The 22,360-nt window shown below is 45.8% G+C and carries 25 protein-coding genes; 14 read left to right on the top strand and 11 right to left on the bottom strand.

What is annotated here, in order from left to right; translation table 11 throughout:
• From QUB33_RS24910 to QUB33_RS24880, 7 genes are all read left to right on the top strand, one after another.
• Positions 1 to 1,970, top strand: a 1,970-nt coding sequence (locus tag QUB33_RS24910; RefSeq protein ID WP_333355763.1) for a DUF5906 domain-containing protein, incomplete at its 5' end; no start/stop codon positions are given.
• A 268-nt stretch (positions 1,971 to 2,238) separates the two neighbouring features.
• Positions 2,239 to 2,949, top strand: coding sequence for a hypothetical protein (locus tag QUB33_RS24905; protein ID WP_333355759.1), 711 nt, complete (start codon positions 2,239 to 2,241; stop codon positions 2,947 to 2,949).
• Between the two features lie 326 nt (positions 2,950 to 3,275).
• Positions 3,276 to 3,545, top strand: a complete 270-nt coding sequence (locus QUB33_RS24900; RefSeq protein ID WP_333355756.1) for a type I restriction-modification system subunit M N-terminal domain-containing protein — start codon at positions 3,276 to 3,278, stop codon at positions 3,543 to 3,545.
• Between the two features lie 290 nt (positions 3,546 to 3,835).
• On the top strand, positions 3,836 to 4,840 hold the full coding sequence (locus QUB33_RS24895; protein ID WP_333355753.1) for a polysaccharide deacetylase family protein: 1,005 nt from the start codon (positions 3,836 to 3,838) through the stop codon (positions 4,838 to 4,840).
• Between the two features lie 29 nt (positions 4,841 to 4,869).
• Positions 4,870 to 5,847, top strand: a complete 978-nt coding sequence (locus QUB33_RS24890) for a glycosyltransferase family A protein (RefSeq protein ID WP_333355750.1) — start codon at positions 4,870 to 4,872, stop codon at positions 5,845 to 5,847.
• A gap of 122 nt (positions 5,848 to 5,969) precedes the next feature.
• Positions 5,970 to 8,954 (top strand): AMP-binding protein, encoded by a 2,985-nt coding sequence (locus tag QUB33_RS24885; protein WP_333355747.1) that lies wholly within the window; start codon positions 5,970 to 5,972, stop codon positions 8,952 to 8,954.
• 91 nt (positions 8,955 to 9,045) lie between these two features.
• Positions 9,046 to 10,023 carry a glycosyltransferase family 2 protein gene (locus QUB33_RS24880; RefSeq protein WP_333355744.1) on the top strand — a complete coding sequence of 326 codons (978 nt, stop codon included), beginning with the start codon at positions 9,046 to 9,048 and terminating at the stop codon, positions 10,021 to 10,023.
• Between the two features lie 166 nt (positions 10,024 to 10,189).
• Here QUB33_RS24880 and QUB33_RS24875 read toward each other — a convergent pair whose 3' ends face one another.
• The 5 genes from QUB33_RS24875 to QUB33_RS24855 form a co-directional block, all read right to left on the bottom strand.
• Entirely contained in the window at positions 10,190 to 11,185 is a 996-nt protein-coding gene (locus tag QUB33_RS24875; RefSeq protein WP_333355741.1) for a tyrosine-type recombinase/integrase, read from the bottom strand.
• A gap of 93 nt (positions 11,186 to 11,278) precedes the next feature.
• Positions 11,279 to 11,557 carry a hypothetical protein gene (locus tag QUB33_RS24870; protein ID WP_333355737.1) on the bottom strand — a complete coding sequence of 93 codons (279 nt, stop codon included), beginning with the start codon at positions 11,555 to 11,557 and terminating at the stop codon, positions 11,279 to 11,281.
• Positions 11,558 to 11,628: 71 nt separating this feature from the next.
• Positions 11,629 to 12,249, bottom strand: coding sequence for a hypothetical protein (locus tag QUB33_RS24865; protein ID WP_333355735.1), 621 nt, complete (start codon positions 12,247 to 12,249; stop codon positions 11,629 to 11,631).
• 233 nt (positions 12,250 to 12,482) lie between these two features.
• A complete protein-coding gene (locus QUB33_RS24860) occupies positions 12,483 to 13,052 on the bottom strand; it encodes a hypothetical protein (protein WP_333355732.1) in 570 nt (189 codons plus the stop codon).
• A 71-nt stretch (positions 13,053 to 13,123) separates the two neighbouring features.
• Positions 13,124 to 13,465, bottom strand: coding sequence for a hypothetical protein (locus tag QUB33_RS24855; RefSeq protein WP_333355729.1), 342 nt, complete (start codon positions 13,463 to 13,465; stop codon positions 13,124 to 13,126).
• Positions 13,466 to 13,675: 210 nt separating this feature from the next.
• Here QUB33_RS24855 and QUB33_RS24850 point away from each other — a divergent pair, with 210 nt between their 5' ends.
• The 3 genes from QUB33_RS24850 to QUB33_RS24840 are packed head-to-tail and all read left to right on the top strand — an operon-like array spanning position 13,676 to position 15,220.
• Positions 13,676 to 14,020 (top strand): hypothetical protein, encoded by a 345-nt coding sequence (locus tag QUB33_RS24850; RefSeq protein ID WP_333355726.1) that lies wholly within the window; start codon positions 13,676 to 13,678, stop codon positions 14,018 to 14,020.
• Positions 14,021 to 14,076: 56 nt separating this feature from the next.
• On the top strand, positions 14,077 to 14,388 hold the full coding sequence (locus tag QUB33_RS24845; protein WP_333355723.1) for a flagellar alpha dynein: 312 nt from the start codon (positions 14,077 to 14,079) through the stop codon (positions 14,386 to 14,388).
• Positions 14,381 to 15,220: a 3'-5' exonuclease gene (locus tag QUB33_RS24840; RefSeq protein ID WP_333355720.1), complete on the top strand. Its 840-nt coding sequence runs from the start codon at positions 14,381 to 14,383 to the stop codon at positions 15,218 to 15,220. Before QUB33_RS24845 ends, QUB33_RS24840 begins: the two co-directional genes overlap by 8 nt.
• A 250-nt stretch (positions 15,221 to 15,470) precedes the next feature.
• On the opposite strand, the gene QUB33_RS24835 is transcribed toward QUB33_RS24840, so the two are convergent.
• The 6 genes from QUB33_RS24835 to QUB33_RS24810 form a co-directional block, all read right to left on the bottom strand.
• Positions 15,471 to 17,255, bottom strand: coding sequence for a hypothetical protein (locus QUB33_RS24835; protein WP_333355717.1), 1,785 nt, complete (start codon positions 17,253 to 17,255; stop codon positions 15,471 to 15,473).
• Entirely contained in the window at positions 17,242 to 17,712 is a 471-nt protein-coding gene (locus QUB33_RS24830; RefSeq protein ID WP_333355714.1) for a hypothetical protein, read from the bottom strand. The genes QUB33_RS24835 and QUB33_RS24830 overlap by 14 nt, the downstream gene beginning before the upstream one ends.
• A 36-nt stretch (positions 17,713 to 17,748) precedes the next feature.
• On the bottom strand, positions 17,749 to 18,420 hold the full coding sequence (locus tag QUB33_RS24825) for a hypothetical protein (protein WP_333355711.1): 672 nt from the start codon (positions 18,418 to 18,420) through the stop codon (positions 17,749 to 17,751).
• Between the two features lie 68 nt (positions 18,421 to 18,488).
• Entirely contained in the window at positions 18,489 to 18,704 is a 216-nt protein-coding gene (locus QUB33_RS24820) for a hypothetical protein (protein WP_333355708.1), read from the bottom strand.
• Between the two features lie 5 nt (positions 18,705 to 18,709).
• A complete protein-coding gene (locus QUB33_RS24815; RefSeq protein ID WP_333355705.1) occupies positions 18,710 to 18,886 on the bottom strand; it encodes a hypothetical protein in 177 nt (58 codons plus the stop codon).
• Positions 18,886 to 19,500: a hypothetical protein gene (locus tag QUB33_RS24810; protein WP_333355702.1), complete on the bottom strand. Its 615-nt coding sequence runs from the start codon at positions 19,498 to 19,500 to the stop codon at positions 18,886 to 18,888. Before QUB33_RS24810 ends, QUB33_RS24815 begins: the two co-directional genes overlap by 1 nt.
• Positions 19,501 to 19,667: 167 nt before the next feature.
• Here QUB33_RS24810 and QUB33_RS24805 point away from each other — a divergent pair, with 167 nt between their 5' ends.
• The 4 genes from QUB33_RS24805 to QUB33_RS24790 form a co-directional block, all read left to right on the top strand.
• Positions 19,668 to 19,928: a ribbon-helix-helix domain-containing protein gene (locus QUB33_RS24805; protein ID WP_333355699.1), complete on the top strand. Its 261-nt coding sequence runs from the start codon at positions 19,668 to 19,670 to the stop codon at positions 19,926 to 19,928.
• 34 nt (positions 19,929 to 19,962) lie between these two features.
• Positions 19,963 to 20,406: a hypothetical protein gene (locus tag QUB33_RS24800; RefSeq protein ID WP_333355696.1), complete on the top strand. Its 444-nt coding sequence runs from the start codon at positions 19,963 to 19,965 to the stop codon at positions 20,404 to 20,406.
• Between the two features lie 495 nt (positions 20,407 to 20,901).
• Entirely contained in the window at positions 20,902 to 21,123 is a 222-nt protein-coding gene (locus tag QUB33_RS24795; protein ID WP_333355693.1) for a ribbon-helix-helix domain-containing protein, read from the top strand.
• Positions 21,124 to 21,505: 382 nt separating this feature from the next.
• Positions 21,506 to 22,360 (top strand): DUF3854 domain-containing protein (locus tag QUB33_RS24790; protein WP_333355689.1); only part of this gene is annotated, 855 nt, incomplete at its 3' end.

Raw genomic sequence — 22,360 nt, 5'->3', positions numbered from 1 at the left:
TACACAAAATCATGTCAGAAGCTCAACCTTATCCCCAGTGGCTCAAGAGTCTAGAGGCTCAAATAAAAGAGTCTGGTACGAGCGAGGGTGACGCACCAGCGAAAGCCAAAAAGCCACCAACCCCCCGCCAGATTGCCGCTGAAATTGCAGAACAGTACGGCAGTCAGTGGAAATTTGACAACGAGCAAAAGACTTGGCGGATATGGACTGGCAAGGAATGGGAAAAAATCGAGATAGGTAATTTTGAAACCTTGCTCCAAACTGTGATTGATGCGAGAAGTATCGAATACACGGGCGATGCTTTTTTGACCGACGTACTCAAGCTTCTGACAAAACGGCTGAGAGTTGCTCGCTGGCAAGTTTGGGACAGGAAGCGCTACACGAACTTTAACAACTGCGTTTTAGACGCTGACAATTTTAGAATCTTGGAGCACTCACCGGGGATGGGTTTTACCTCACACTTGCCCTATGAGTACAAACCGCTCGCAGGCAAAATAGAGGACGCGCTAGAAGCCTTAAAAGCTAATTGCCCCAATATTTACCACTGGCTGACAACGGCAATGCAAGGCAGCGCAAAGAAAATGCTCAAAATTCTAGCCATAATTAACGGCGCTCTCCGATTTCGCTTTCACGACTTGCAGATGTTCGTTCACTTTGTCGGCAAACCGGGAAGCGGTAAGGGAACGGCTGCACGGTTGATAGAAAAAGTTGTAGGCTATGCAAACTTTGCTGCTTGCCAACTCGACAAACTCAAAGACGGCTCAACCGTAGCGTCCATCATTGATAAGCAGTTAGTGGTATTTGGGGACGAGCGTAAACCTGTAGGTATTGACTCGATCCTGAGTTTCACGGGGGGTGACGCAATAAGTTACCGGGAAGTTTACCGGCCCGCCTCTAACGCTTTTTTTTACGGTCTGATGCTGATATGCAGTAACAAGCCGATTTTTGTCGGTGACACGACGGGATTAGAACGCCGCCTCTGCCTGTTGCATTTCGACAATCCCATTCCGACAGAGCGTCGCAACTATTCGATGGAAAAAGACTTCGACGGGGAAATAGCGGCGCTAATTGCGATCGCTCTCACCCTGCCCGACAGCTTAGTCACTCAGATAATCCAAGGAACCGGGGAAAGTCAGATTGCTGAATTTAAGGCCAAGGAATGGGAGATGAAATATCAAACCGATTCGATCGCCGCATATTTCAACGATCAGTTAGTTCTGACGGGCGACTCGAACACAAGTATAAAAACCTCCGACCTCTACAGCAATTACAGATTTTTCTGTGAGATGGGAGGAATGCAGCCTAAATCGGTTGTGAAATTCCCGGAGATGCTTCGCGACCTGTGCGCCGAGCTAGGTTTTCCCGAAGTTATCTGGGAACGGAAGCGCGGTCGAAGTTCGTTCTACGGAGTGCGGATGAGGGATGAAGAAAAAGACGATATCCCCACTTATTCTGAAACTTTATCCCCGATGACGGGGGTTGAGAGCGAAAATGACGGGGGTTTGACGGGGGTTGTGCGGGGGTTGAAACCCGCAGCGGTTGGGAGTTGCGGGGGTTTTGACCAAAAAATGGCAAAACTTTCTGAGAATTTAGAAACTCCCAAAAATCTTTCGGAAAAATCGGAGGATTTATCAGAAATAAATTGTTTTGACCCCCCTAAACCCCCGTCAAACGCTGCAACTCCCAACCAGCAAGGAATACAACCCCCGTCAAACCCCCGTCAAACCCCCGTCATTGATTCTCAACCCCCGTCATCTGAAACAGAGGCAAAAAAACAGACCGGGTTTGCGATCGGTGATTTGGTGGAAATTAGACAAAACGATGAAACCTACCAGGGGCAAAAAGGCAAGATTGCTGATATTGGTTATGGTGCGACGGAAACTGACTACTACGTGAAGCTTGAGAACGAGAAAGTGATTGTTACTATTCCGAGGGCTGCAAATACCGCTAGATACTTGAGGAAGCTCTAGCAGTTCCACTGGGTGAGGCCCTGCAACTCCCAACCTCACCCTGCACCCGATCGCCGATCGCAATTTTTGCCATAAAACCCAAAATCTAAAACCTAAAATCTGCGGCTGTGTCCGTCGTTTAAAATTGGCGATTGGGTTTAGCTCGATCGCCAAAAACATCACGCAATCATTACCGAAGTCATCAGCCGAAAACTTCGGCTAGTAAAGAATTGAACTGCTATAATAGGGTTAGGGAAGGTTAGCAAAAGTTACTAAAATTTAGAATTGAATGGGCATAAGCGTATCATCAGTCCGCAAAATTTCTCTGGCGGCAGAGATGACTTTTGATGGACTAACTCAGGAAGTTATCGCTCAAAGATTGGGCTTAACTCGATCGAGAATTTCCCAGATGAAACTGACCGATACTTGGCAAGAGACGATCGCCCGCTTGGAAACCTTGAAACAGAAAGCGGACGCTGAGGCCGAAAAACGACAGCAGCTCCTCTACTCCAGTGATGCCGATCGACGGTTTGAGCAGGGCCGCCAGATGGTACAGATTAGCGTCGTCACCTATACCAAGTTGATGAAGATTATCAATGCAGCCATCGATGTGGCGATCGCCAATCCCGACAAATTGGCAGCCCTTGAGCAAGTGCGAACTGTGGCCCCATTTATTAAAGCGGCCATGAACTTGGCTCAGGAAGTGTACGGCCGGAACTACGATGAGCTTGAAGCGCTGAAGATTTTAGCTGATGCGGGCTGGCTCCCCCGATCAATCTTCAAACTTGCAAATGATGAAACTGCTAAGCTCAAGGCGAATATTCGGGAAGCATTCATGGGCATCATTCCCGATCGGCCGGAGGAACAGCGAGGCAGGGGCCTCACCCCAGAAACCGCAGCGCTATTGCGATCACACATTCTCGGTATCCAGCCGCCAGAGGAGATGGCAGAAGAAGAAGCGGGCGCGGACTATGAGGGAGCGCAGTTTAATTTAGTTTAATTAACTTTAATTTAGTTTATTTTAGTTTATTTTAGTTTATTTGACTTTTAGCCCGATCGCCTTGCCGCCAGTCACACTCCGGCACTTGCAGATCGCCAGTAATATTACCCAAAACCTAATCTGCTTGTGCTAGCAGTTTTATCTAGTTAGCTTACTAGACCAACAACCACTACAAACTAGCGTATGTCTAGTGGCTTAACTAGACAGGGGCTAAGCCTGTTTAAGAGCTAGAAAATGTTCACGTCCAGCTATGCAATGCTGTAGGGGAGCCCTAGATCGGCATATACTCTAAAACAGAAATGGTAAACATCCCGTAGCAAAGTTAGATGTTCGAGCAAACCTTTAGAAATATTGATGACGTTCTCAGAAAGGAGGCGGGCTGCACTACGGAGTTGGACTATACAGAGCAAACGTCTTGGCTATTGTTTCTGAAGTATCTCGATGACCTGGAACAGGAAAGGGCGCTAGAGGCAGAGCTAGTCGGTAAAGCTTATCAGTTTATTATTGATGAGGAACATCGCCAAGTGGAGTGGCTGATCCACAATCAAGACGTATTCTTCTTTTACAAAACCACTTTGGGCTTAATATTGGTTTAAATCCGGTTATTCTCGTCTACATAACTTTTTTACTGTATGAAGATTTGTTAAATAAGAGAATATATCTTTGAACTTAGTATATAGTATTTTTGCTATAGGCAAATTTATAAATTTATACTCATTTTCTGCGGTAATGGTGTATAGCCTCTCAGTCGAGTGGGTATTTTGATGATTTTGTAGCACATTTGGAGAAAAAGGGTATTAGGCAGGACTAAGATTTTTAAGAAAAAATAAAGTTTATGGCTGGTTTTTACCTCACACATCCCATACCCCTTAAAAGGCGAATTCTTTTGAGCTTAGATAAAATCATGTACTGGACTGGTACAGCTTTTCTCTATGTTAAAGCTCAACGAATTAAAGGGGCAATTATATTGATGTATCACAGTATTGCCTCTTCAAAACTTGCCAATTGGATTGAACCAGAAGGACATATAGAGCCATCTGTTTTTGAGAGTCAAATGCGTTTTTTAGCTAACCATAGGAATGTAATTTCTCTAAACCAGTTACTTGAACAACTAAAAAAAGGTCAAACTCCATGTGCGGGAACTGTTGTTTTGACTTTTGACGATGGCTATCTTGACAACATGACCGTCGCTGCCTCAATCTTAGCCCATTACAAGCTACCAGCAACATGGTACTTGCCCACTGGCATGATTTATCGAGGTGAAAATCCTTGGATTGACCGCATCTATACAGCTTTCAAAACAAAAAGTCAAACAAAGCTATCAATAGAGGGTATTGGAAGTTGGGATTTGGTGAATTTTAAACAGCAACTCATTGCTTATGATAACCTTAAGAAAAAATTAATAGTCTCTAGCTTTACTGAAAGGGAAGATATCATTGCTAATGTGATTGAGCAACTCCAGCCAACTGAAACCCCTTCTAGATTAATACTATCGTGGGATGAAATCAGAAAAGTTATGCAAAAGTTTCCCAACATTGAAATGGGAATTCACAGCACTAATCATGTTGATTTTACCAGTCACAGTCAAGAAATAATTTACAGGGAAATACAACAATGTATCGCCGACTTTCGCCACGAACTTGGACGGAATCCCAGGCATTTTGCTTTTCCTTATAACCGACACAACGCTATCGCACGGGAATTGGTTCAAGAACTAGGACTAACTTCTGCTGTAGCGCATGGTTCTGGCAGAGAAGTTCTCATTCAAGAGGGAGCCGATTTATTAGCGTTGCCTCGAATAGAACCACCCCATTCTGCAACACTTTTTCGTTTGTACACCAGTGGTGCTTTTTCCGGTTTATTAAAAGCTTTTATTGGTCGAGTAACTTAAATAAAAAATTTTTGATGAGAAAGGAAAGAATGAAAGCAGGAGTAGTTGTTATTGGTCGCAATGAAGGGAGACATCTTAATCAGTGTCTACACTCCTTAATTAAAGAAAAAGAAGTAGACTGTATGGTTTATGTTGATTCTGGCTCAACAGACAACAGCCTCGAAATAGCTGACTCTTTTAAAATATCAATAGTTGAACTAGATTCGATAATCCCATATAGCGCGGCTCGCGCTAGAAATGCAGGGCTAGCTTATTTATTACAAGCCAAACCAGATATTCCCTTTGTTCAATTTGTTGATGGTGACTGCGAAATCTCTCCAGGATGGCTTGCCCTTGCTGAACGAGAACTTGAAATTCAATCTGATCTTGCTGTCGTATGTGGAACTCTGCGTGAGCGATTTCCTAATTTGTCGGTATACCATCAATTGTGTGCAATCGAGTGGAATCAACCAAGTGGTGAAATAGAGTTTAGTGGGGGTATTGCAATGATGCGTGTAACAGCATTACAGCAAGTAGGAGGGTTTAACCCTACCCTTATTGCGGGGGAAGAACCAGAGCTGTGCTATCGATTACGTCAGCAAGAATGGAAGATAATACGTCTGCAATCAGATATGGCATGGCATGATGCTCAAATGACTCATTTTACCCAATGGTGGAAACGCTCAATACGGTCAGGATATGCTTATGCTCAGGTATTTTGGTTACACAAAGATAAACCAAAATCTTTATGGGAAAAAGAAAACTTAAGTAACTGGTTTTGGGGACTACTTATGCCCCTACTGACAATTATCAGCATAAAGCCGACCTACGGTTACAGTTTAGGGGGGTTACTCTTTGTTTATATGCTGTTAGCTTATAAAATTCATAAATATATGCAACAGCGAAATTTTAGCTCAAGAGAGTCTATGATTTATGCTCTGTTTTGTGTACTAGGTAAATTCCCTAATATGTTTGGACAAAGTAGTTTTCTAATCAATCAACTATTGGAAAAGTTTAAGTTTATTTAGTATAAATAAGTTATAAACATTAGTTTTATCCTTAAAATTAAATGATACAAAAAACTCTTTGATAATCAATTCTACCTTTTCAACACTCACAAAGATACCCAAAAAGATTTTAGCAAATGACTATGATACCACCTAAAGCAACTCCAAGTATGGGCTTAAATCATCAAGGATTCAATAATATTTCTACCCTAGTTGATCTTCTACGTCAAAAAGCCGTAAAAAACCCGAATCAGCAGGGCTATACCTTTCTTGAAGACGGCAAAATAGAGTCTGAGAGTTTGACATATAAAAAATTGGATCAACGAGCAAGAGCGATCGCCGCCCATCTCCAATCTCTAAATACTCAAGGACAACGGGCTTTACTCTTATATCCTGCCGGATTAGACTTTCTATGTGCCTTTTTTGGTTGTCTCTATGCTGGAGTCATTGCTATTCCGGCTCCCCCTCCAGAAGCTAGCCGACTTAAGCGCACTCTTCCGCGACTTCAAGCAATTGCCAAAGATGCCCGAGCCACCATCACTTTGACCACATTAGGAATTATGTCTTTAGTGGAGGAGTACCGCCAGCAAGTTCCAGAATTTCAACAGATGCAGTGGTTAGATAGTCAGGCAATAACTCTTGAATTAGCCGAGCAATGGCAACCACCAGCCATAGAGAGTGATACTTTAGCATATCTTCAATATACCTCTGGCTCCACTTCTAGTCCCAGGGGGGTGATGATTAGTCATAAAAATGTCATCCACCACTGTAATAATCTGCAAAAAAGTTGTGGATATACCCCAGATAGTGTTACCGTGACTTGGATGCCCTATTTTCATGATTATGGGCTGATAGAAGGACTGCTAGAACCTCTCTACAATGGGACTCCATGCTATGTCATGTCACCCGTTGCTTTTATCAAACGTCCTTTTCGGTGGCTAGAAGCCATCTCTCGTTATAAAGCGACTCATAGCCAAGCGCCTAACTTTGCCTATGATTTATGTGTACGCCGGATTAATTCGCAACAATGGGAGCAACTCGATTTAAGTTGTTGGCGCGCTGCAGGAAATGCCGCAGAACCCATTAATCCCGAAGTCTTAACAAAGTTTACAGAAACTTTAAACCCATGTGGATTTAGCCCCAAAGCTTTCTGTCCTGCCTATGGATTAGCAGAAGCAACTCTTTTAGTCTCCTCTAGTCCTGAAAATGAGACATTTATCAGCACTAAATTTTTAGCATCAGAACTAGAAAAGTCTCATATTGTTCCAGCTAATAGCGATAGTGCTGATTTAGTGCGAACAATTGCTAGTTGTGGACGCTTAATAAGAGATGTAAAAGTAGCTATTGTAAATCCGTATACCCTAAAGCGATGCACTGCTGATGAAGTAGGAGAAGTGTGGGTATCTGATCCTAGTGTGGCACAAGGCTATTGGCAGCGACCAGATGCGACCGAGGAAACTTTCCTTGCCTATATTCAGGACACGAGGGAAGGTCCATTTCTGCGAACAGGAGACTTAGGATTTCTCTACCAAGAGCAACTGTATATTACAGGGCGTATCAAGGATGTGATTATTATTCGAGGAACTAACCACTATCCTCAAGACCTTGAATGGACAGTACAAAAGACTCATTGCTCTCTACGTCCAGAAAATGGGGCGGCCTTCTCAATTGAAGTAAACGGAGAAGAACGCTTAGTAATTGCCCAAGAGATAGAGCGAGGCTATCGAGAAACTCTTGATATCGATGAAGTCATTATTAAAATTCGCCAAGCTATTTTTGAACACCATGAATTAGAACTCTATGCCGTTGTGCTGCTTAAACGAGGAACCCTTTTTAAGACAGCCAGTGGAAAAATACAGCGTTCTTCCTGTCGAGCAAGCTTTCTTAATAACACCTTAGAAATAGTAGGGGGGTGGACAGCCAATCAGGTTTCAGCTAAACAACAAAATTTCAATCAACAAGTTGAGGAACAGTTAATAGCTCCACGAGATCAACGAGAACTGCAACTGGTTAATATTTGTCAAAAAGTTTTTGGAACCGCTCCAATTAGCGTAACAGACAATTTTTTTGAACTAGGAGTAAATTCTTTATTGATAGTATGTCTATTTACTGAAATTGAACGAGAGTTTGGCAAAAAGCTACCTTTGTCTACTATTTTTGAAACACCAAGGATTGAGCAATTAGCCCATCGGCTGCAACAATTAGATGAGGAAACACCCTGGAACTCTTTAATATTGCTCAATCCTGGGCAACCCTATAAACCACCTCTGTTTTTAATCCATGATGCAGATGGTGAGATTATTCTTTATCAAAACTTAGCTCGTCGCTTGGCAGGTAATCGTCCAGTTTATGGATTGCGTCCCTATGGCAAATCGGGATATCCAGTGCTTCATACTCGGTTTAAAGATATGGCAGCTCACTACATCGAAGAAATTCGCAAAATTCAACCTACTGGTCCTTACTTACTAGGCGGACTCTGTGCTGGTGGTAATCTAGCTTTTGAAATGGCTGTACAATTACAACATCAAGGAGAAAAAAGCTCGACCGTAATTCTTATTGAATCCTGGGATGTAAAAAATCCTCTCAACCTTAACATTAGCAATCAACGCCTGCAAAGCTTTTCTAAACTGATTACTGAAAGTCAAAACTTGAAAAAATTAGAACGTTTAGGCTATATATTTAACAAAGCTCAACGGAAAGTCAGAAATTTAATTAGTTACCTTGTCAAAAAACGAAGGGAGGAGGTTCAAAATTACTTAAAGATAAACCTATATAGATATTGTTTAGACAAAAAACTGTCTTTACCTCAATTTTTACAAAATATTACTGTCCGTAGCCTTTTAATATTTGATGCTCAACATTATGTCCCTGAATTATATCAAGGTCAAGTGGTACTTTTTCGAGCCAGCGAAGTCATCATTACTGACAATCCGTCAATTGATGACGTGCCTGCTATTCAGTTAAGCAGCAATCCTCTCATGGGTTGGGACAAACGAGTAACAAAAAAAATTGAGGTGTACGATCTCCCGGGCGGACATTCTAGCTGTCTTCAGGAACCCTATGTACAAGTTCTAGCAGAAAAACTAGAAGCTTGTATTGCTGAAGCTATTTTGAAAGAGAAAAAATAGATTTTAAATGTAAGTTGAAAAATTCCTGCAACATTTAGGTTGGCTGGCAACTTACAATTATGTGTTATTTTCTAAAAAAAAGGGTCAAAAAATGAGTTTAGGGTCTACCTATTTATTGGTTACTATTGTTAACTATCGAACCCCTGATCTGACGATTGATTGCTTACGCTCGTTAAGGGGTGAAGTTGAATCAATTCCAGGGACTAAAGTGGTAGTGATTGAGAATGATTCAGGAGATGATTCTCTAAAAGAGATTAGTGCAGCTATTGAAAAAAATTCATGGGGAGATTGGGTATCAATTTTGCCCTCCAATTATAATGGAGGGTATGCTTTTGGCAACAATTTAGCTATTCGTTCTGCACTCCAACAGCCTCTCCCACCTTCCTACTTTTTCATTCTCAATCCAGATACCCAAGTGATTCCTAATGGATTAAAAGTGTTAGTTGATTTTTTGGAACAGCACCCTGATGTAGGGATTGCTGGATGTAATCTTCAAACTCCTGATGGAGAACTAAAGCGTCTTGCTTTTCACTTTCCTTCTGTAGTAAGTGAATTTGAATCTGCGTTGTGCCTAGGGATAGTTACAAAACTTTTATCTAAATGGGTTGTTCCTCGTTATATGGGCAATGAACCTTCTCAAATTGATTGGGTTTCCGGGACCGCTATGCTGATCCGTCGTCAGGTGTTTGAATCAGTAGGGTTAATGGATGAAGGATATTTTCTTTTCTACGAAGAAACTGATTTTTGTTTACAGGCTAAACGAGGGGGTTGGTCTTGTTGGTATATACCTCAAAGCCGGATTATGAATATTGGTGGACAAAGCCGAAAAAAGGCTGACAATAGTAATTCTAAACGGCAACCTCAATATTGGTTTGATTCAAGACAAAGATATTTTTTAAAAAATCACGGGTTATTCTATGCCAGTTTGGCTGACACTGCTCGAATTTTAGGACTGGCTCTATGGCGGATTCGACAAATAATTCAACAAAAACCAGATCACGCTCCCCCTCAAATTTTAATTGACAGCATTCGTAATAGTATATTTTTTAAGCTTAGGAGCTATTTATAGAGTAAATCTAAAGGCAAGTTTGCCAAAAGATGGGTAAGTCAACTCAGAGGCTGTCTCTAAAGAAATGTAAGAAATGTACAGGATTTGCGCCATTGTACTAAACATTCTATTACCTGGATTGCACATTCTTGCTGTTTTGCACCTTCCTCCACTGGACAAGAAAGCCTCAAAACATCCCATCAAGTAAATCGGTAACGTCCCTTTGGTCGCGGCCGCGATTATCGTCATACACCATCAAGGTATTCAGATTTTTATGCCTGCTGAGCTTCTGAACTTTCCTTACATCCCCGTCTGTTGCGTCCAGTGCCGCCGTGATTGCCGAGTGACGGATGCGGTGAGGTGACATTTGCTTGGTAATGCCAGCATTCTCGCAGTGACGAACAATGATTCTTCTCAAGCCGTCGCCCGTCAGCCGATGTCCGGTATTGGCAAAATCGAGGGCCGTGAATAGTGGTGCGTCCTGAGAGGAATTGCCGCCCCTAGCGTCCAACCAGTCGGCGATCGCCTGAACCGTCGCCGACCCCAAGTCGATCATCTCAGCTTGCGTCCCGCGTCCCTTGCCAAAAATCCGCAAAGTCTTACCGGCCGGGTCAAAATCTCGAACGTTCAACTGACTGATTTCGTTTCGTCGCAAAGCATTACCCCACAGCAAGCGCAACAAAGCATAATCACGCTTGCCAGACAAAGTTGTCCGATCGCACTGCTGCAAAATTCGCTCAAAAGTTGGTCGGTCAACCCCCGTTGTATCGCGGTAACTGGTAACTTTCTCTCCCTTGATATCGCCTAGGGTATAGTGACACGCGCCGAGCTTGCGGCCCATTTCCACCAGACTTTTGACAGCCGCCAGCCGCCGATTAATAGTCGCTTCCTTCAACCCCTTGTCAATCAGCTTGGCTTTATACTTGAGAACCACTGACACGGCTTGACGCTCTTCCAGGTGCAGGAATTCCAAAACATTATCAGGGACAGCCGCCGTCCCCGTCATAGTTTGTAGAAAATCATTCACGTCCCGCTCATAGGCGCGGCGGGTATTTTCGGAGCGCTTGTCGGCAAGTAATTGTTTGAGCACGTCGGGGTCAGTGTCTACAGTATCGAAATATCTCTCAATTTTGGCATCAAGAGAAGATTCAAGGCGGGCGATCGAAAAGTCGGTGTTATTCATGATTGCGGTCTTGATAATGATAGTTTACGCGAACACTAGGACATAAAGGGGCCCCATCCCGATTTTTAGGAGATGGGGCAAGGGGCGCGGGGGCTAGTTGGTGGCGGGTGCGTACTCAGTCACGCGGCGGGCAAAGTCGGCCTCGGCCTGAGCAAGGTTGGCGAAGTAGTGACCGTGATGAAAGCCCCCATCCTGCGAATTGTAGAAGTGGGTTGCGTACTGTTCGCCACGTCGCCGGAGTACCAGAAAGCCGGGGGCCTGACCGCCACCACCGGGGATGGGGTGCGACTTAATAATCTGCTGAGCTTGGAGGAATTCGGCTGCTTTCCGATCGAGATATTTATCCCAGCCCTTTTGCGATATAGATTGCATTGTTTTTTCCTGTGTTGGTTGGTTTGGTTTGCGGGCCTCGATTGAAGGGTACGAGGCCCAAGTGCGATCGACTATTCGGGAAGCTCGATGCCGTTGCAGTCGAGGTGCTCTACTAGATCGAAGCCTTCCCAGTTGCCAGTCAGTTCGGTTTCGTATTTCAGCGAGGCAATTTCCCAGTCATTGCCAACAGTCCAAAACAAGCCAGCCTTGTCGCCCTCCCAGTCAAGTCGCCAGCCCTTAGCATCTTCCCGGCTGCTGATTAGCTTGCCTAGCTTGATGCCGATCGCCGCCAATTCCTCCCGAATAATCAGGAATTGCTGATATTGCTTGGGGCGATCGTTGAAGATGGCGGCAAGAGCTTTGTCAGTCTTGGTAGCTGGCTGCATCCGTCCGCGTCGGTTGTCTCCCCGGTTGGGTGGTTCATCTCCGTTAGTTCCGGTTGCTGTGGCGGTTGCTGTGGCGGGGACGGCTGGCGCTTCGAGCACCCATTCCTCACTGTGATGATCAAGGCAGCCGGGGAAAAAGACGATCAGGCAAATGCAGCCATTTGCCAAGATTTCTTTGCCGACTACGCGGGCGATCGGGCAAAACGCTTTGCGGATGATATCTCCTACCGCAGCGAGAGGGCTGGCATCTTCCCAGACTTTGACTGTGGTGGCTGGTTTGGGTGCAGTCTGTGTTACGTTCATCATTAGATCCTTTGGGATTCAGCCACCGCTCTAGGCGTCCAAACTTCGTGCGGTGGCTTTGTTTTCTTGGTATGTTACCATCATAACATAGTACAATACTATATACAATACCAGTAACATACAGATAACTTATAGTGTGTTACTAGGGTATGGGATACTGCTTATAGTATGGTACTGACAGTGTGTTACCTCTGATTTGAAGCTAGACAGAAGAGAGGGACGGCCCTCTCAAACACTTACCAGATCGCCCGGAGGTCGGCAGGTGTAACGATCGCCTTGAGTCTCCGGGTAATGTTGGCTGCTGTCCCGCGAGCGTCAACTTTTTTGGATTTAGCCAGTGACCGCAGGGTAGGGAGTGGCATATTAGCCAGCGCTTGCTCAATGTCTGGCTCTGGCGCGGGTTCCGGTTCGCTCGGCGCTGCGGGTTCTGGCGTAGCTTCAACGTCGATCGGTGGGTTGGTATCGGCTGTTGTAGCTGGTTCCGGCGCTGTTGGTTCGTTCGGTTCCGGTTCGATCTGTTCGGCTGGTGCAGGTGTTGTGGGTTCTAAAAATGCGATCGCATCAGTCCCGAATTGGGCCTCAACCGCCGCTTTAAAGGTAAGAATTTCAGCAGGATCGACGTGGTTGAGCATTGCCAGCGCTGTCCCGACTTGAGCGAGTGCAGATTGGCAGGCTTGTTCAACCGATAGCAGTTGTTGCTGGTGTTCTTGGAGTTCGCTCAGTTTTGCTTGTAGAGCTGCTATTTGGGCGTTGGTAGCGTCAATGGCTGAAGCGATTTGGTTGAATTTGACGGTGAGTAATTGCATAATTTTTTCCTGTGGTCTGTAGTGAGTGAGTAGGTGAAGCGAAGGGGGAGGGGTAACACCCTCCCGGTTGGTTATTTACCTAGTTGTCGGCGACGGCTGGCTTTGGTTGCGGTGATCGAGTAATCCTTGTCGATCTCATTTTCAAAGTCCTCGAAGCTTTCCAAGTAGCGATCAGTGAGGAGCAATTCGGGAACTTCGGCGGTAGCTTCAACCCGGATTCCGTATCCTGTGGGTGATTTCAATGTCATATAGATGGTGACTTGAAATTTTCCGAGGCGGTCACTGTCGAGATAAAGTACCGATTTGTAGAATCCGCTGGGGAGGCTCGTACCGCATTTGCTTTGATACTTGAGTTCACCTTGCTGTTGAAGTGCTAGCAGCGCGGTTTGAATCAAGCTGGTGTCGATGTTCATTTAGTTTTCTAGGTTCGGTGTTTAGCGCAGGCTGTATCGGTTGCCCTTTGCTTGGTATGTTACCACTATAGCAAGGTATTGTACTAAATACAATACCAGTAACATACAAAAAACTTATAGTGTGTTACCAAGATATACTAAAAAACTTATAGTGTGTTACCAGCGTATTAGGTATGTTATGTTGGTATTGCACTGACTGGAGTAACAGATATGGCAACCGATAAAAAGCACATCGCCGTGTACCTTGATAAAGCTGTAGAGCAAGCATTAAGCGACTTTTGCACCGCGAACGGGCTGGAATCTAAGAAGGGGCTGATGTATTCGGCAGCGGTAAACAAAGCACTAGCACAATACTTTCAATTAGAGAATCCCGTACCGGGTAACACATCAAACAACACACCAGACAGCGTACCGGGTAACACATCAAACAACACACCAGACAGCGTACCGGGTAACACATCAAACAACACACCAGATAACACACTGGCGTTGATACAGCAGATGGCTGAGCAAATGACGGCAATGGAGGAACGGCTGGGAAAATTGAGTGCCTGAGCAATGACAGCGAGATTGAAGGTATCGCCCAACAACTCGCACAAGCTCAGGCAGAATTGCAGGCAGCAAACCGCGCTAAACACGAATGGGAGGAAGCTTTTAAGGAATCGGAAATCGACAGACAAAACCTAGCAAGGGAGATAGAATTACATCGCAGTATCATCCATCAATTACGGGGCGAGAATGAGGAACTCGCAGAGCTTAAGCAAAACCCGCCGCCAGCGATCGAACAGAACCCAGCACCGACGATCGAACTACCGGAGCCGGCCGACTTGCTCAACCGATTAAAAGCACGGCGCAAAAAATCCAAAGCAGATTTGGCTGATGTGGAGGCAATTTTGGAATTGTTGGAGGGCGGCGATGGATGAGTACAAATGGTGGGGAAAACCCGGCGAACCTCCCCAAAATCTCAAAACCAAAAAGCAGCTAGCAGAACTGGGTTTGTCTCCCCTAAAAGCAGTCGGGATTATTAGGGCCCAGAAATACGATGTACTTCTTTATGACCCCGATAACCCAGAATCCTGCCGACCAAAAAGAAAGCCGACAGAAAAACAACTCGAAACACTTGCCGCCAACCGCGAGAAAGCTCGAATCAAGCGAGAGTATGAGGAATGGTACAACGAGGTCGGTTTCATTGAGCGCGATCGAGTAAGGGCGGTGAAGTGGGCCCGGGATGAGCTAGCTGCTGAAAACCTAGCAATTTTAGATACAGAAACAACGGGGCTTTGTGACGCCGAGATTGTGGAGATAGCTGTCATCAATCGTGACGGCGAACCCCTACTAAATACTCTAATCAAGCCTTCAATCCCCATTCCTGCCGAGGTTTCAGCTATCCACGGAATCACTGATGAGGTAGTGGCTGATGCGCCAAGCTTTCCCCAAATCTATCCCCAAATTGCCGAAATACTCAAGGACAAACAGCTTCTAATTTACAATTCTGACTTCGATATTCGCATCCTAAATTACTGCTGTAAGCTCCATAATTTGCCATCTTTGAAGCTCAAGAATCGCTCTGAATGCCTAATGACTTGGCACGCGCAATGGGCGGGCGATTGGAGCTACTACCACAAGGATTATCGCTGGCAACCTCTCTGCGGTGATCACAGAGCTTTAGGGGATTGCTTGGCAGCCCTGGAAAGATTGAAGAAAATAGCTGCGGACTCCGATCGGATGAATTGCCCCGTACCTCGGCCTGAATGAGTTGGCGATCGCACAAAAAAAAGAAGCCCCCGGAGATTCCCGGAGGCTTCTTTTTTATTCGAGCTAGTGTTCGTTTGTTTCAATCAAATCGCCGATAACATAGTCCGGCTCGGTTGAGTTGGTGGTTGGTTAGTTTCTGTCTTCATTGTTCAAGTCATCCTCCAAAATAATGTTGCCCCGTCGCACGAATTCAGCAAAGATTGCATCATAGATTGGGTCAAGAATGAAGTCTGGCAAAAAATGGATTAGTTTACTGAGCATTGTTGCTGTCATCCCCTTTGCTTAACTTTTCAAGCATCTCTCTCGCGTCCACATATCGCTGGTGATTTCTACCACCATCAGTCACCCCCCACAGTAAGTAAATTGTCTTTTGTTTGCCAAGATTTTTGGCAATTACCAGCTTGGCTAATTGCACCCGCCGCTCGTGCTTTTTTAATGGGAAATCATCAGCAAAGATGGGAGGAAGATTTTCGGCTAGCACTTCAGCTAAAAAGCCATTTAAGCTCTGGGAAAGGGCTTCCGAAGTGTCCGAGGTTTCCGCATCCTGTGACCCCGCCGTCCCCTTCCCGTAAGGGTTTGGGAGGTTTCCGGCATCTTGCTCTGGCAGTGTGGTATCCGTCCGGGATGGGGTGTCGGGAGTGCTGTTTTGCCCGATCGGAACATCAGCAGCAGTCGCTTTGTGTACGTCTATTTTGGGCATTAACCCCAGTACCGGATTGCCAATGGTAGACAAGATAATTGGGGTTTGCTCAGCCATTGAATCAGCGATTAATAGCTTCAAATCTGCCGACAATAAATCTCTATGAGCCTTGCTGGCGATGACGTTTTGATTGTTTAGCATTTGCTCGATTACGCCATAAGAACCCTGCTCTTCACCATCCTTAGTGGTGCGGACTAAGCCTTGTGCCAACAGTGCCAGATTTAGCCGGATATTGCTGTCTGCTACGCCACTAGAGGCAATGTTAAAAGTCTGGGTACAGATGAAATATCCAACATTGTATTGACCCCCAACAGTGGCTATACTTCCCAGCTTAGAAGCCTTGTCTTCCCAGAGTTGTGCATTCCTTTTTTGCATTAAGGATTGGTACGTTGCGAACCAATCCTCAAGTATTAATTTGATAGGTCGGTCGCGGTAGGTTTCCTCGGTTGCTGGTTGGGATTTCCGGCTCTGCAACTTCTCGTAAACCACATCCAAAAACTTCATCGACTCCTCTGGAAATAGCGGGTCAAATATCACAATTCGGTTGCGAGGAACGCCGGGAAAATCTTCGTATTTCTGGGCAATTACATAGATTTCAGCCTGCGGAAAGCGAAAGGTTACATCGTCCAACCACTTATGCAGGGTGTAAGTTTTGCCCGTGCGAGTCGGGCCCGCTAAGAAGATTGAGGTATTGATACCTGCCAAAGAAGTTAGGACTTTAGCTGCTGTTCTCCGAGCTATCTCAATGTTATTTGGCATTTTGGGCCCGTCGGTCTGTTCCGGTTCGATCGCCCCTGGTGTTGCCCGCTCCTCCACTTTGTCGCTGGGATTGGTCGTGTGATCGAGTGTTGCTGTCCCGGTTAACATTGCTTGCTGTTCCTGCGGGCTGATGCCCAATGATTCACAGTAGGCAGTTTCAAGCTCATCCTCAAATGCTCGTTCGTCCGCTTCTGTCAGCTTCTTGTATCTGTTCTGTGTGGTGGCCATTTGATAGGCGCTTTCAGCAGCGAAGCCGAACTCGTAAGCCTTCTCTTGATACTTCTTAATCCGCTGCCGGACTGGCTCTAATTCCCCTTCCTTGCGGGCAATCAGCATCACTACCACCATGCCCCCAGTCGCGAGCAAACTAAGCAGAATCTTGACCCCACCATAACCGCGCTGGATGCCTTTAAATTCAGCTTTAGCAGGCACGAGCCACGCAGGACGGGATTCTATCCGATTGCCAAGCTTAAACTCGATTTGGTCGTTGAATGGCAAGGCTACAGCACCCGCAAAACCCGCAATCCCTAAGCCTAGTAAGGTCGAAACAATTGCCTGATTCTTATTGGTTAACATTGCTTAACTTGCTCCAAACTTGAGTGATGACAAACGAACCGCAGATGATTAGTAAAGCAGTCGTGAAAAGTAACAACTGAGAATTAGCAACTACCCACGCTAACCACGCATCCCAATTAGCAGCAAGTAAAGCAGTTCCCACGGCAATTAGTATTAATTGGCTGCGTAGTTTGGCTGAACCTTCAGAGGAGAAAGTAAACACTGTCAGCCCTAACCCGACTGCCGGAATGAGTATCACAGCGGACGGGATAAGCGCCGGAATTGCCCTCACAATAAGGGATGCAGATAGACCCGCGCCGAAGTAGCTGCCAAATTCGCCCCAATTTCCGGTCAGGTTCCAGAAGCGCTCTATACCACTAATTTCGTCAGTTTTCTGTTGTTGTTGCTGTTCTGGTTGCTCAAAACTGCCCGCATTCAAGTAGTCAAATTCTGAAGTGTCAAATTCCGAGATATTCATACAAAAAAAGCGGGCGATTAACCCGCTTACTAAGGTTTACTTACGTCCACTGAAGAAATCAAACAAGCCACCTAAAAAGCCTTTGCCGTCGGTGCTGATAGATGAGTTGTTACCACCGCCGGAAGCGCCCGGTACAGCGGGAATGGGGTCGAAGTCCTTGGCGTTAATGTAATTGTTAAACGCCGACCGCTTCGCCTGCATGGCGATCGCCTGCTGCGGGGATGCTTGGATTGCTTTTAAGGACTGCTGGAACCCGTTTTGTTGAATCTGTCCCTTTGCCTGATGGTTCGCTTTGATGAGTAACAAACGCTGGCGGAAATCTACATTTTGCAGCGTTTGGGTGCTGGCTCCTTCGACCTTAATTAAGCCCAATTCATGCTGTAATTTTTGCTGCAAATTGACTATATTTTGGTCATACTTTGCGCTGGCAACAATTGCTTTAGCGACGTACTTGTCAATCTGCAAGGTGTCGGTCAGCCCGTTCTCTTGAGCTTCAAGCGTTAGCCGCTCAATCTCGACTGTATTTGCTCGAATCTTTGCATCGTGGCGGTTGTAGGCGGTGCGTAGCTGTTTCTGTAGCTCAAGCACTTTTGCTTCTTTGCCCGCTGCATTCACCATCTCTGGGGTTAGCGGGCCCGATTCGTAGTTAAACTGGCGCTTGATGTGACCCGCGCCCGGTGTGGCGGCTACTCTGAATTTTTGCATCATGTGAGATAATTTCCTTAGAGTGCGGTGAAGCCCTTAGCGATAAGGGCTTTGCTTGCGGGCCAGTCGGGTTACTTTACGAGAGGAACCGACTGGCTTGAATTGTTGCTGTTGTTGTTGATTGTCAGGTCGCCGTGTACGGTTATCGGCGCTGTAGATTCTTTTCTTCCTGATTGATAGCCCGCATCATAAGCCCCAGCAATGATAAGAGCGCTAGTCAATGCAGCACCGCCAATCATCAGTCGGTTCAGGGTTTTGTCGAGATTTTTGTCATCGTCATTAGTCATTTTTTTCAATCCCTCAAACTGTTAATTTGACCAATCACTGCAATCGCTACAGCATCCGCTACGCCTTCATCTCTCAGTTGTAATGCAGCAGCCTGCAAAGCCTCTTGGGGGCGGTTTCCAACAACGTTAAAGGTTCTAGTTGTTTTGCATTCCCGCTGCACTTTCACTTTGTAAAAAGCCATTACTCAGCCCCTCCCAACTGTCTTGCGCGGAGCTGTGCCAACACTTCATTCAGTGCCTTTTGTTCGGCCTGGTAGATTTCTAATGCTTGTGCAGCACCTCGGTTTTGGGCTGCGTTGATTCTGGCTTGTTTTAAATCGGAGTCACGTTGTTGCGCCGCCTCGTTTTCGGAAGCAATTTGAGCTAGAAGCTGCTGCACATTTTGATTCAAAGATGCGGAGGCAGAATTTGCATTCTGATTCAATTGGGTGATCCGTCGATCGAGCGCGGGCGTATATTCGGCAATTGTCAATGCTCCGGCAGTCGGTGCGATCGGTGCAGTCTCTACCAGTTTCCGCAGTTCGCTAAGTTTGCCAGCGTTGAGCAACTGGCAAGCTTTAAGAGCAAACTCAGAGTATTGGGTGGCTCGCGCTTCCCCACGGCGTAAGGCTTTAAGTTCAATGCCGTAGATATCCTGTAGTTTGGCGATCGCCTTTTGCAGCCCCGATTTATTCAAATCAAGAATCGATTGTATTTGCGCGGCTGAATACCAACGCTTGATCGCGATCGATTCTGGCTCAGGAGTATCGATTTCTGTAACCTCTACGTCAATCACTGTCTGGTTTTCAAGGTTCATGGTTCGTCTGGATTGGGAGAATCAATTCGGAATCGATTTGGAATCGATTCGTCACTATCCGCTATACTAAGGGTTAGTCATGCAGAGTGTCAAGCAGTAATGAACCAAAATGACAAAACTCATCTAAGGAGGGAGAATGATGAAAAGTACCTTTTAACGAGATTGATGTGGCCACAGACAAACCACGCACAACTATATATTTAGAACCAGAACTGTTTCAGGCGTTGGAGCGGCGAGCTAAAGAGGAGAAGCGATCTATGTCCAATCTCTGCAATTTACTACTGGAACAGGAGATGAGAATTTGGCTTGCCAACAACCCAGAAGACCCGCCCGAAGTCAAACCGTCATCCACCCGAACCAAAGCAACCACAGCCACTAAGGCAACGGCAAAAAGTAAGCAGGCTAGAGGTTCTACACGGTCTAGTTGATGTCTAGTTAATGTCTAGTAAAGGAGAAAACTAAATGAACTCAAGCGATCGGCTAGACCGAATAGAAGCAATCCTCGCAGCCACCGCAGTGCAGCAGCAGGCAAACACGGCCGCCATTGACCGACTGACCGATCGCATAGATCGGATTGCGGTGCAGCAGGAGGCTAACAGTGATGCGATCGGGCGGCTGGAAGTTCAAACCAGCGCCAACACCGCAGCCATCGACCGACTGACAGAGCGCGTTGACAATATTGCGGTGCAGCAACAGGCAAGCACCGAACTACTCGATCGTTTAGTCGATCGGGTAGATCGCATGGTTTCAGCAATTGGGAGCCATCAAGAAGCGCTGAGGCTGGTTTCTCAGCAGCACAATGAATGGCGCGAGCAAATGCGAATCATCCAGACAGAAATCCGCGACCTGTGGCAGTACCTGAACAACCAACTCCGAAACCGGGGCAACGGCGGCGGGCAAAACTGAAGCGACTGCCGATCGCCCGTGGGGAATGTGGCGACGGTGCTATCGGCGATTGTGGGGAACCGCGACTGTGTGGGCGATCGACTACTTATTAATAGTTCGTTTACGCTTATTAGTGGGGTAAAAGCGTATTTACATAAAGTGGTAAATAAGGCATATTCTGCGACTGTGCCTTGCCTGCGTCGGTATTTTCAAACCAATTCTCTGACGTTCCTTTGGCTAATTGGAGTTGTAAAAATACACCCTATCCTCAGAAAAAGCAATAGGCGATAGGCTGATGTATATATCCCGCATATAATACGCTGGTAGCTAATTTTTTAGGCAAAAGTGGGGAAGGCTGTCCGATCGAAGCAGCAAGCTGTCTAGCAGTCACAGTCTGTCACAGTCGGTCATAGTCACTCATAGTCGGTCAATTCCTAAATTCACGGCAAAATATCGATCGCAATAGAGTTTGATGTTGTAAGATGGCAGTAATAATCTCAACACCGATTGTGATTTATGCTTCCCTCTCCAAACTACAAACACGCCAAATCTTTCTCTATTTCTTCCGAGGTAATAGAGGGCGTCGATGCTGCGGCTAAGCATTTAGGAATCAGCCGATCGTATTTTATCCAAAATGCGCTAGAGACTTATCTGAAGCATTTTTATATGCAAATTGAGAAGCTCGAAAAAACTGAAGCCAAAACACAGACACACAATGAAGAAGCGCAGGCAGCGTAAGCTTCCAGCGCTTTTTTAGTATTATCTATAAACCCCTAACTTTGCTTGTGAAAAATCTTGGCAGGTTTTAGTAACAAAGTTAGGAACTACGCCGTCAATAAGGGCCGGCTCCTAATAACATAATGACATACCTTGTCTCACAATGCACACGCTCTATTGGCGCTGTGACTGTTGGTGCTAGCTTGCTTGCTTGCCTTCGCGTTATCTGTAGCGGTTCGATCGCACGTTCCCGGAATTCTTACACTACCCATAGAGCTACCCATAAGTTTCAAGAGCCTGCAAAGCCTTGTTATCAGTCTATTCTACCACAATCCCCTCTAAATACGCAAGATAACCGGGGATTGTTTGGGGCTACCTTTGAAGCGATCGGGGGTGCAGCGTAATGGACATCACACAATCTACACAAGAAAGCCACGAGCTTGATACCGCGCAATCTACGCCGGAGCATCAAGCCCACATCGCAGAGAGTGAACCATTAGCCTGTCATCATTCTCGAATTCAACCCAAACATCTAAAAGAATGGGTTGAGGATTCAGGTGTTAGTCCAGGGATAACACATCTCTGCTTGAGCAGCTTGGATAACAGATCGGTAGTTGCCAAAAAAATTGGCTGGAAGAAATACCCAACCAATTTTTCTTTAGGCTGGTTTGTCTCTGGGCTTGACCTAACCACAATGCAGCCTCAAGAGTTCGGTCAATACAAACCTGATATAGCCATCCAATTTCCAGAAAAAGAGAAGCCCACAAAATACTTATCTGACAAGGGGCATCCCTACGATGCGATCGCATTACCGCACCCCGATAAAGATTTTTGGCAGCGGGTTTTGGATGACGTGTCCATCATTGTTGACCTTGACGAAGGAACAAAGAAGTCAGGGGCGGGGATGACTTGCGGACTCCCTTCATTAGCGCTCTGCGGTGTCGCCATGTGGCAGAGCAAAGGTGAACTTGTCCCCAACTTGGCGGCGGTTGCGGTTCCGGGCCGGACAATTCGTATCCGTTTTGATATGGACGTGCTGACTAAAAAAGAGGTACGGCTTGAGGTTAAGAAGCTCGTTAAAGCTTTAGGAAAATGTGGCTGTAACGTTTTGGTTGCTATGTGGGATAAGGAGCTAGGCTTAAAAATTGACGACGTGCTAGTAAAACACGGCCCGGAGATGGTACACAAAATCATGTCAGAAGCTCAACCTTATCCCCAGTGGCTCAAGAGTCTAGAGGCTCAAATAAAAGAGTCTGGT

It is taken from the genome of Microcoleus sp. B3-A4, from assembly GCF_036705385.1.
GTDB lineage: Bacteria > Cyanobacteriota > Cyanobacteriia > Cyanobacteriales > Microcoleaceae > Microcoleus.
This window is presented reverse-complemented; position numbering and strand designations above follow the sequence as displayed.

Bases quoted from the DNA above. Each gene is read 5' to 3' on its own strand.
- QUB33_RS24905 (WP_333355759.1), top strand. From the start codon at position 2,239: ATGGGCATAAGCGTATCATCAGTCCGCAAAATTTCTCTGGCGGCAGAG.
- QUB33_RS24900 (WP_333355756.1), top strand. From the start codon at position 3,276: ATGTTCGAGCAAACCTTTAGAAATATTGATGACGTTCTCAGAAAGGAG.
- QUB33_RS24890 (WP_333355750.1), top strand. From the start codon at position 4,870: ATGAAAGCAGGAGTAGTTGTTATTGGTCGCAATGAAGGGAGACATCTT.
- QUB33_RS24885 (WP_333355747.1), top strand. From the start codon at position 5,970: ATGATACCACCTAAAGCAACTCCAAGTATGGGCTTAAATCATCAAGGA.
- QUB33_RS24880 (WP_333355744.1), top strand. From the start codon at position 9,046: ATGAGTTTAGGGTCTACCTATTTATTGGTTACTATTGTTAACTATCGA.
- QUB33_RS24875 (WP_333355741.1), bottom strand. From the start codon at position 11,185: ATGAATAACACCGACTTTTCGATCGCCCGCCTTGAATCTTCTCTTGAT.
- QUB33_RS24870 (WP_333355737.1), bottom strand. From the start codon at position 11,557: ATGCAATCTATATCGCAAAAGGGCTGGGATAAATATCTCGATCGGAAA.
- QUB33_RS24865 (WP_333355735.1), bottom strand. From the start codon at position 12,249: ATGATGAACGTAACACAGACTGCACCCAAACCAGCCACCACAGTCAAA.
- QUB33_RS24860 (WP_333355732.1), bottom strand. From the start codon at position 13,052: ATGCAATTACTCACCGTCAAATTCAACCAAATCGCTTCAGCCATTGAC.
- QUB33_RS24855 (WP_333355729.1), bottom strand. From the start codon at position 13,465: ATGAACATCGACACCAGCTTGATTCAAACCGCGCTGCTAGCACTTCAA.
- QUB33_RS24850 (WP_333355726.1), top strand. From the start codon at position 13,676: ATGGCAACCGATAAAAAGCACATCGCCGTGTACCTTGATAAAGCTGTA.
- QUB33_RS24840 (WP_333355720.1), top strand. From the start codon at position 14,381: ATGGATGAGTACAAATGGTGGGGAAAACCCGGCGAACCTCCCCAAAAT.
- QUB33_RS24835 (WP_333355717.1), bottom strand. From the start codon at position 17,255: ATGTTAACCAATAAGAATCAGGCAATTGTTTCGACCTTACTAGGCTTA.
- QUB33_RS24830 (WP_333355714.1), bottom strand. From the start codon at position 17,712: ATGAATATCTCGGAATTTGACACTTCAGAATTTGACTACTTGAATGCG.
- QUB33_RS24825 (WP_333355711.1), bottom strand. From the start codon at position 18,420: ATGATGCAAAAATTCAGAGTAGCCGCCACACCGGGCGCGGGTCACATC.
- QUB33_RS24820 (WP_333355708.1), bottom strand. From the start codon at position 18,704: ATGACTAATGACGATGACAAAAATCTCGACAAAACCCTGAACCGACTG.
- QUB33_RS24815 (WP_333355705.1), bottom strand. From the start codon at position 18,886: ATGGCTTTTTACAAAGTGAAAGTGCAGCGGGAATGCAAAACAACTAGA.
- QUB33_RS24810 (WP_333355702.1), bottom strand. From the start codon at position 19,500: ATGAACCTTGAAAACCAGACAGTGATTGACGTAGAGGTTACAGAAATC.
- QUB33_RS24800 (WP_333355696.1), top strand. From the start codon at position 19,963: ATGAACTCAAGCGATCGGCTAGACCGAATAGAAGCAATCCTCGCAGCC.
- QUB33_RS24795 (WP_333355693.1), top strand. From the start codon at position 20,902: ATGCTTCCCTCTCCAAACTACAAACACGCCAAATCTTTCTCTATTTCT.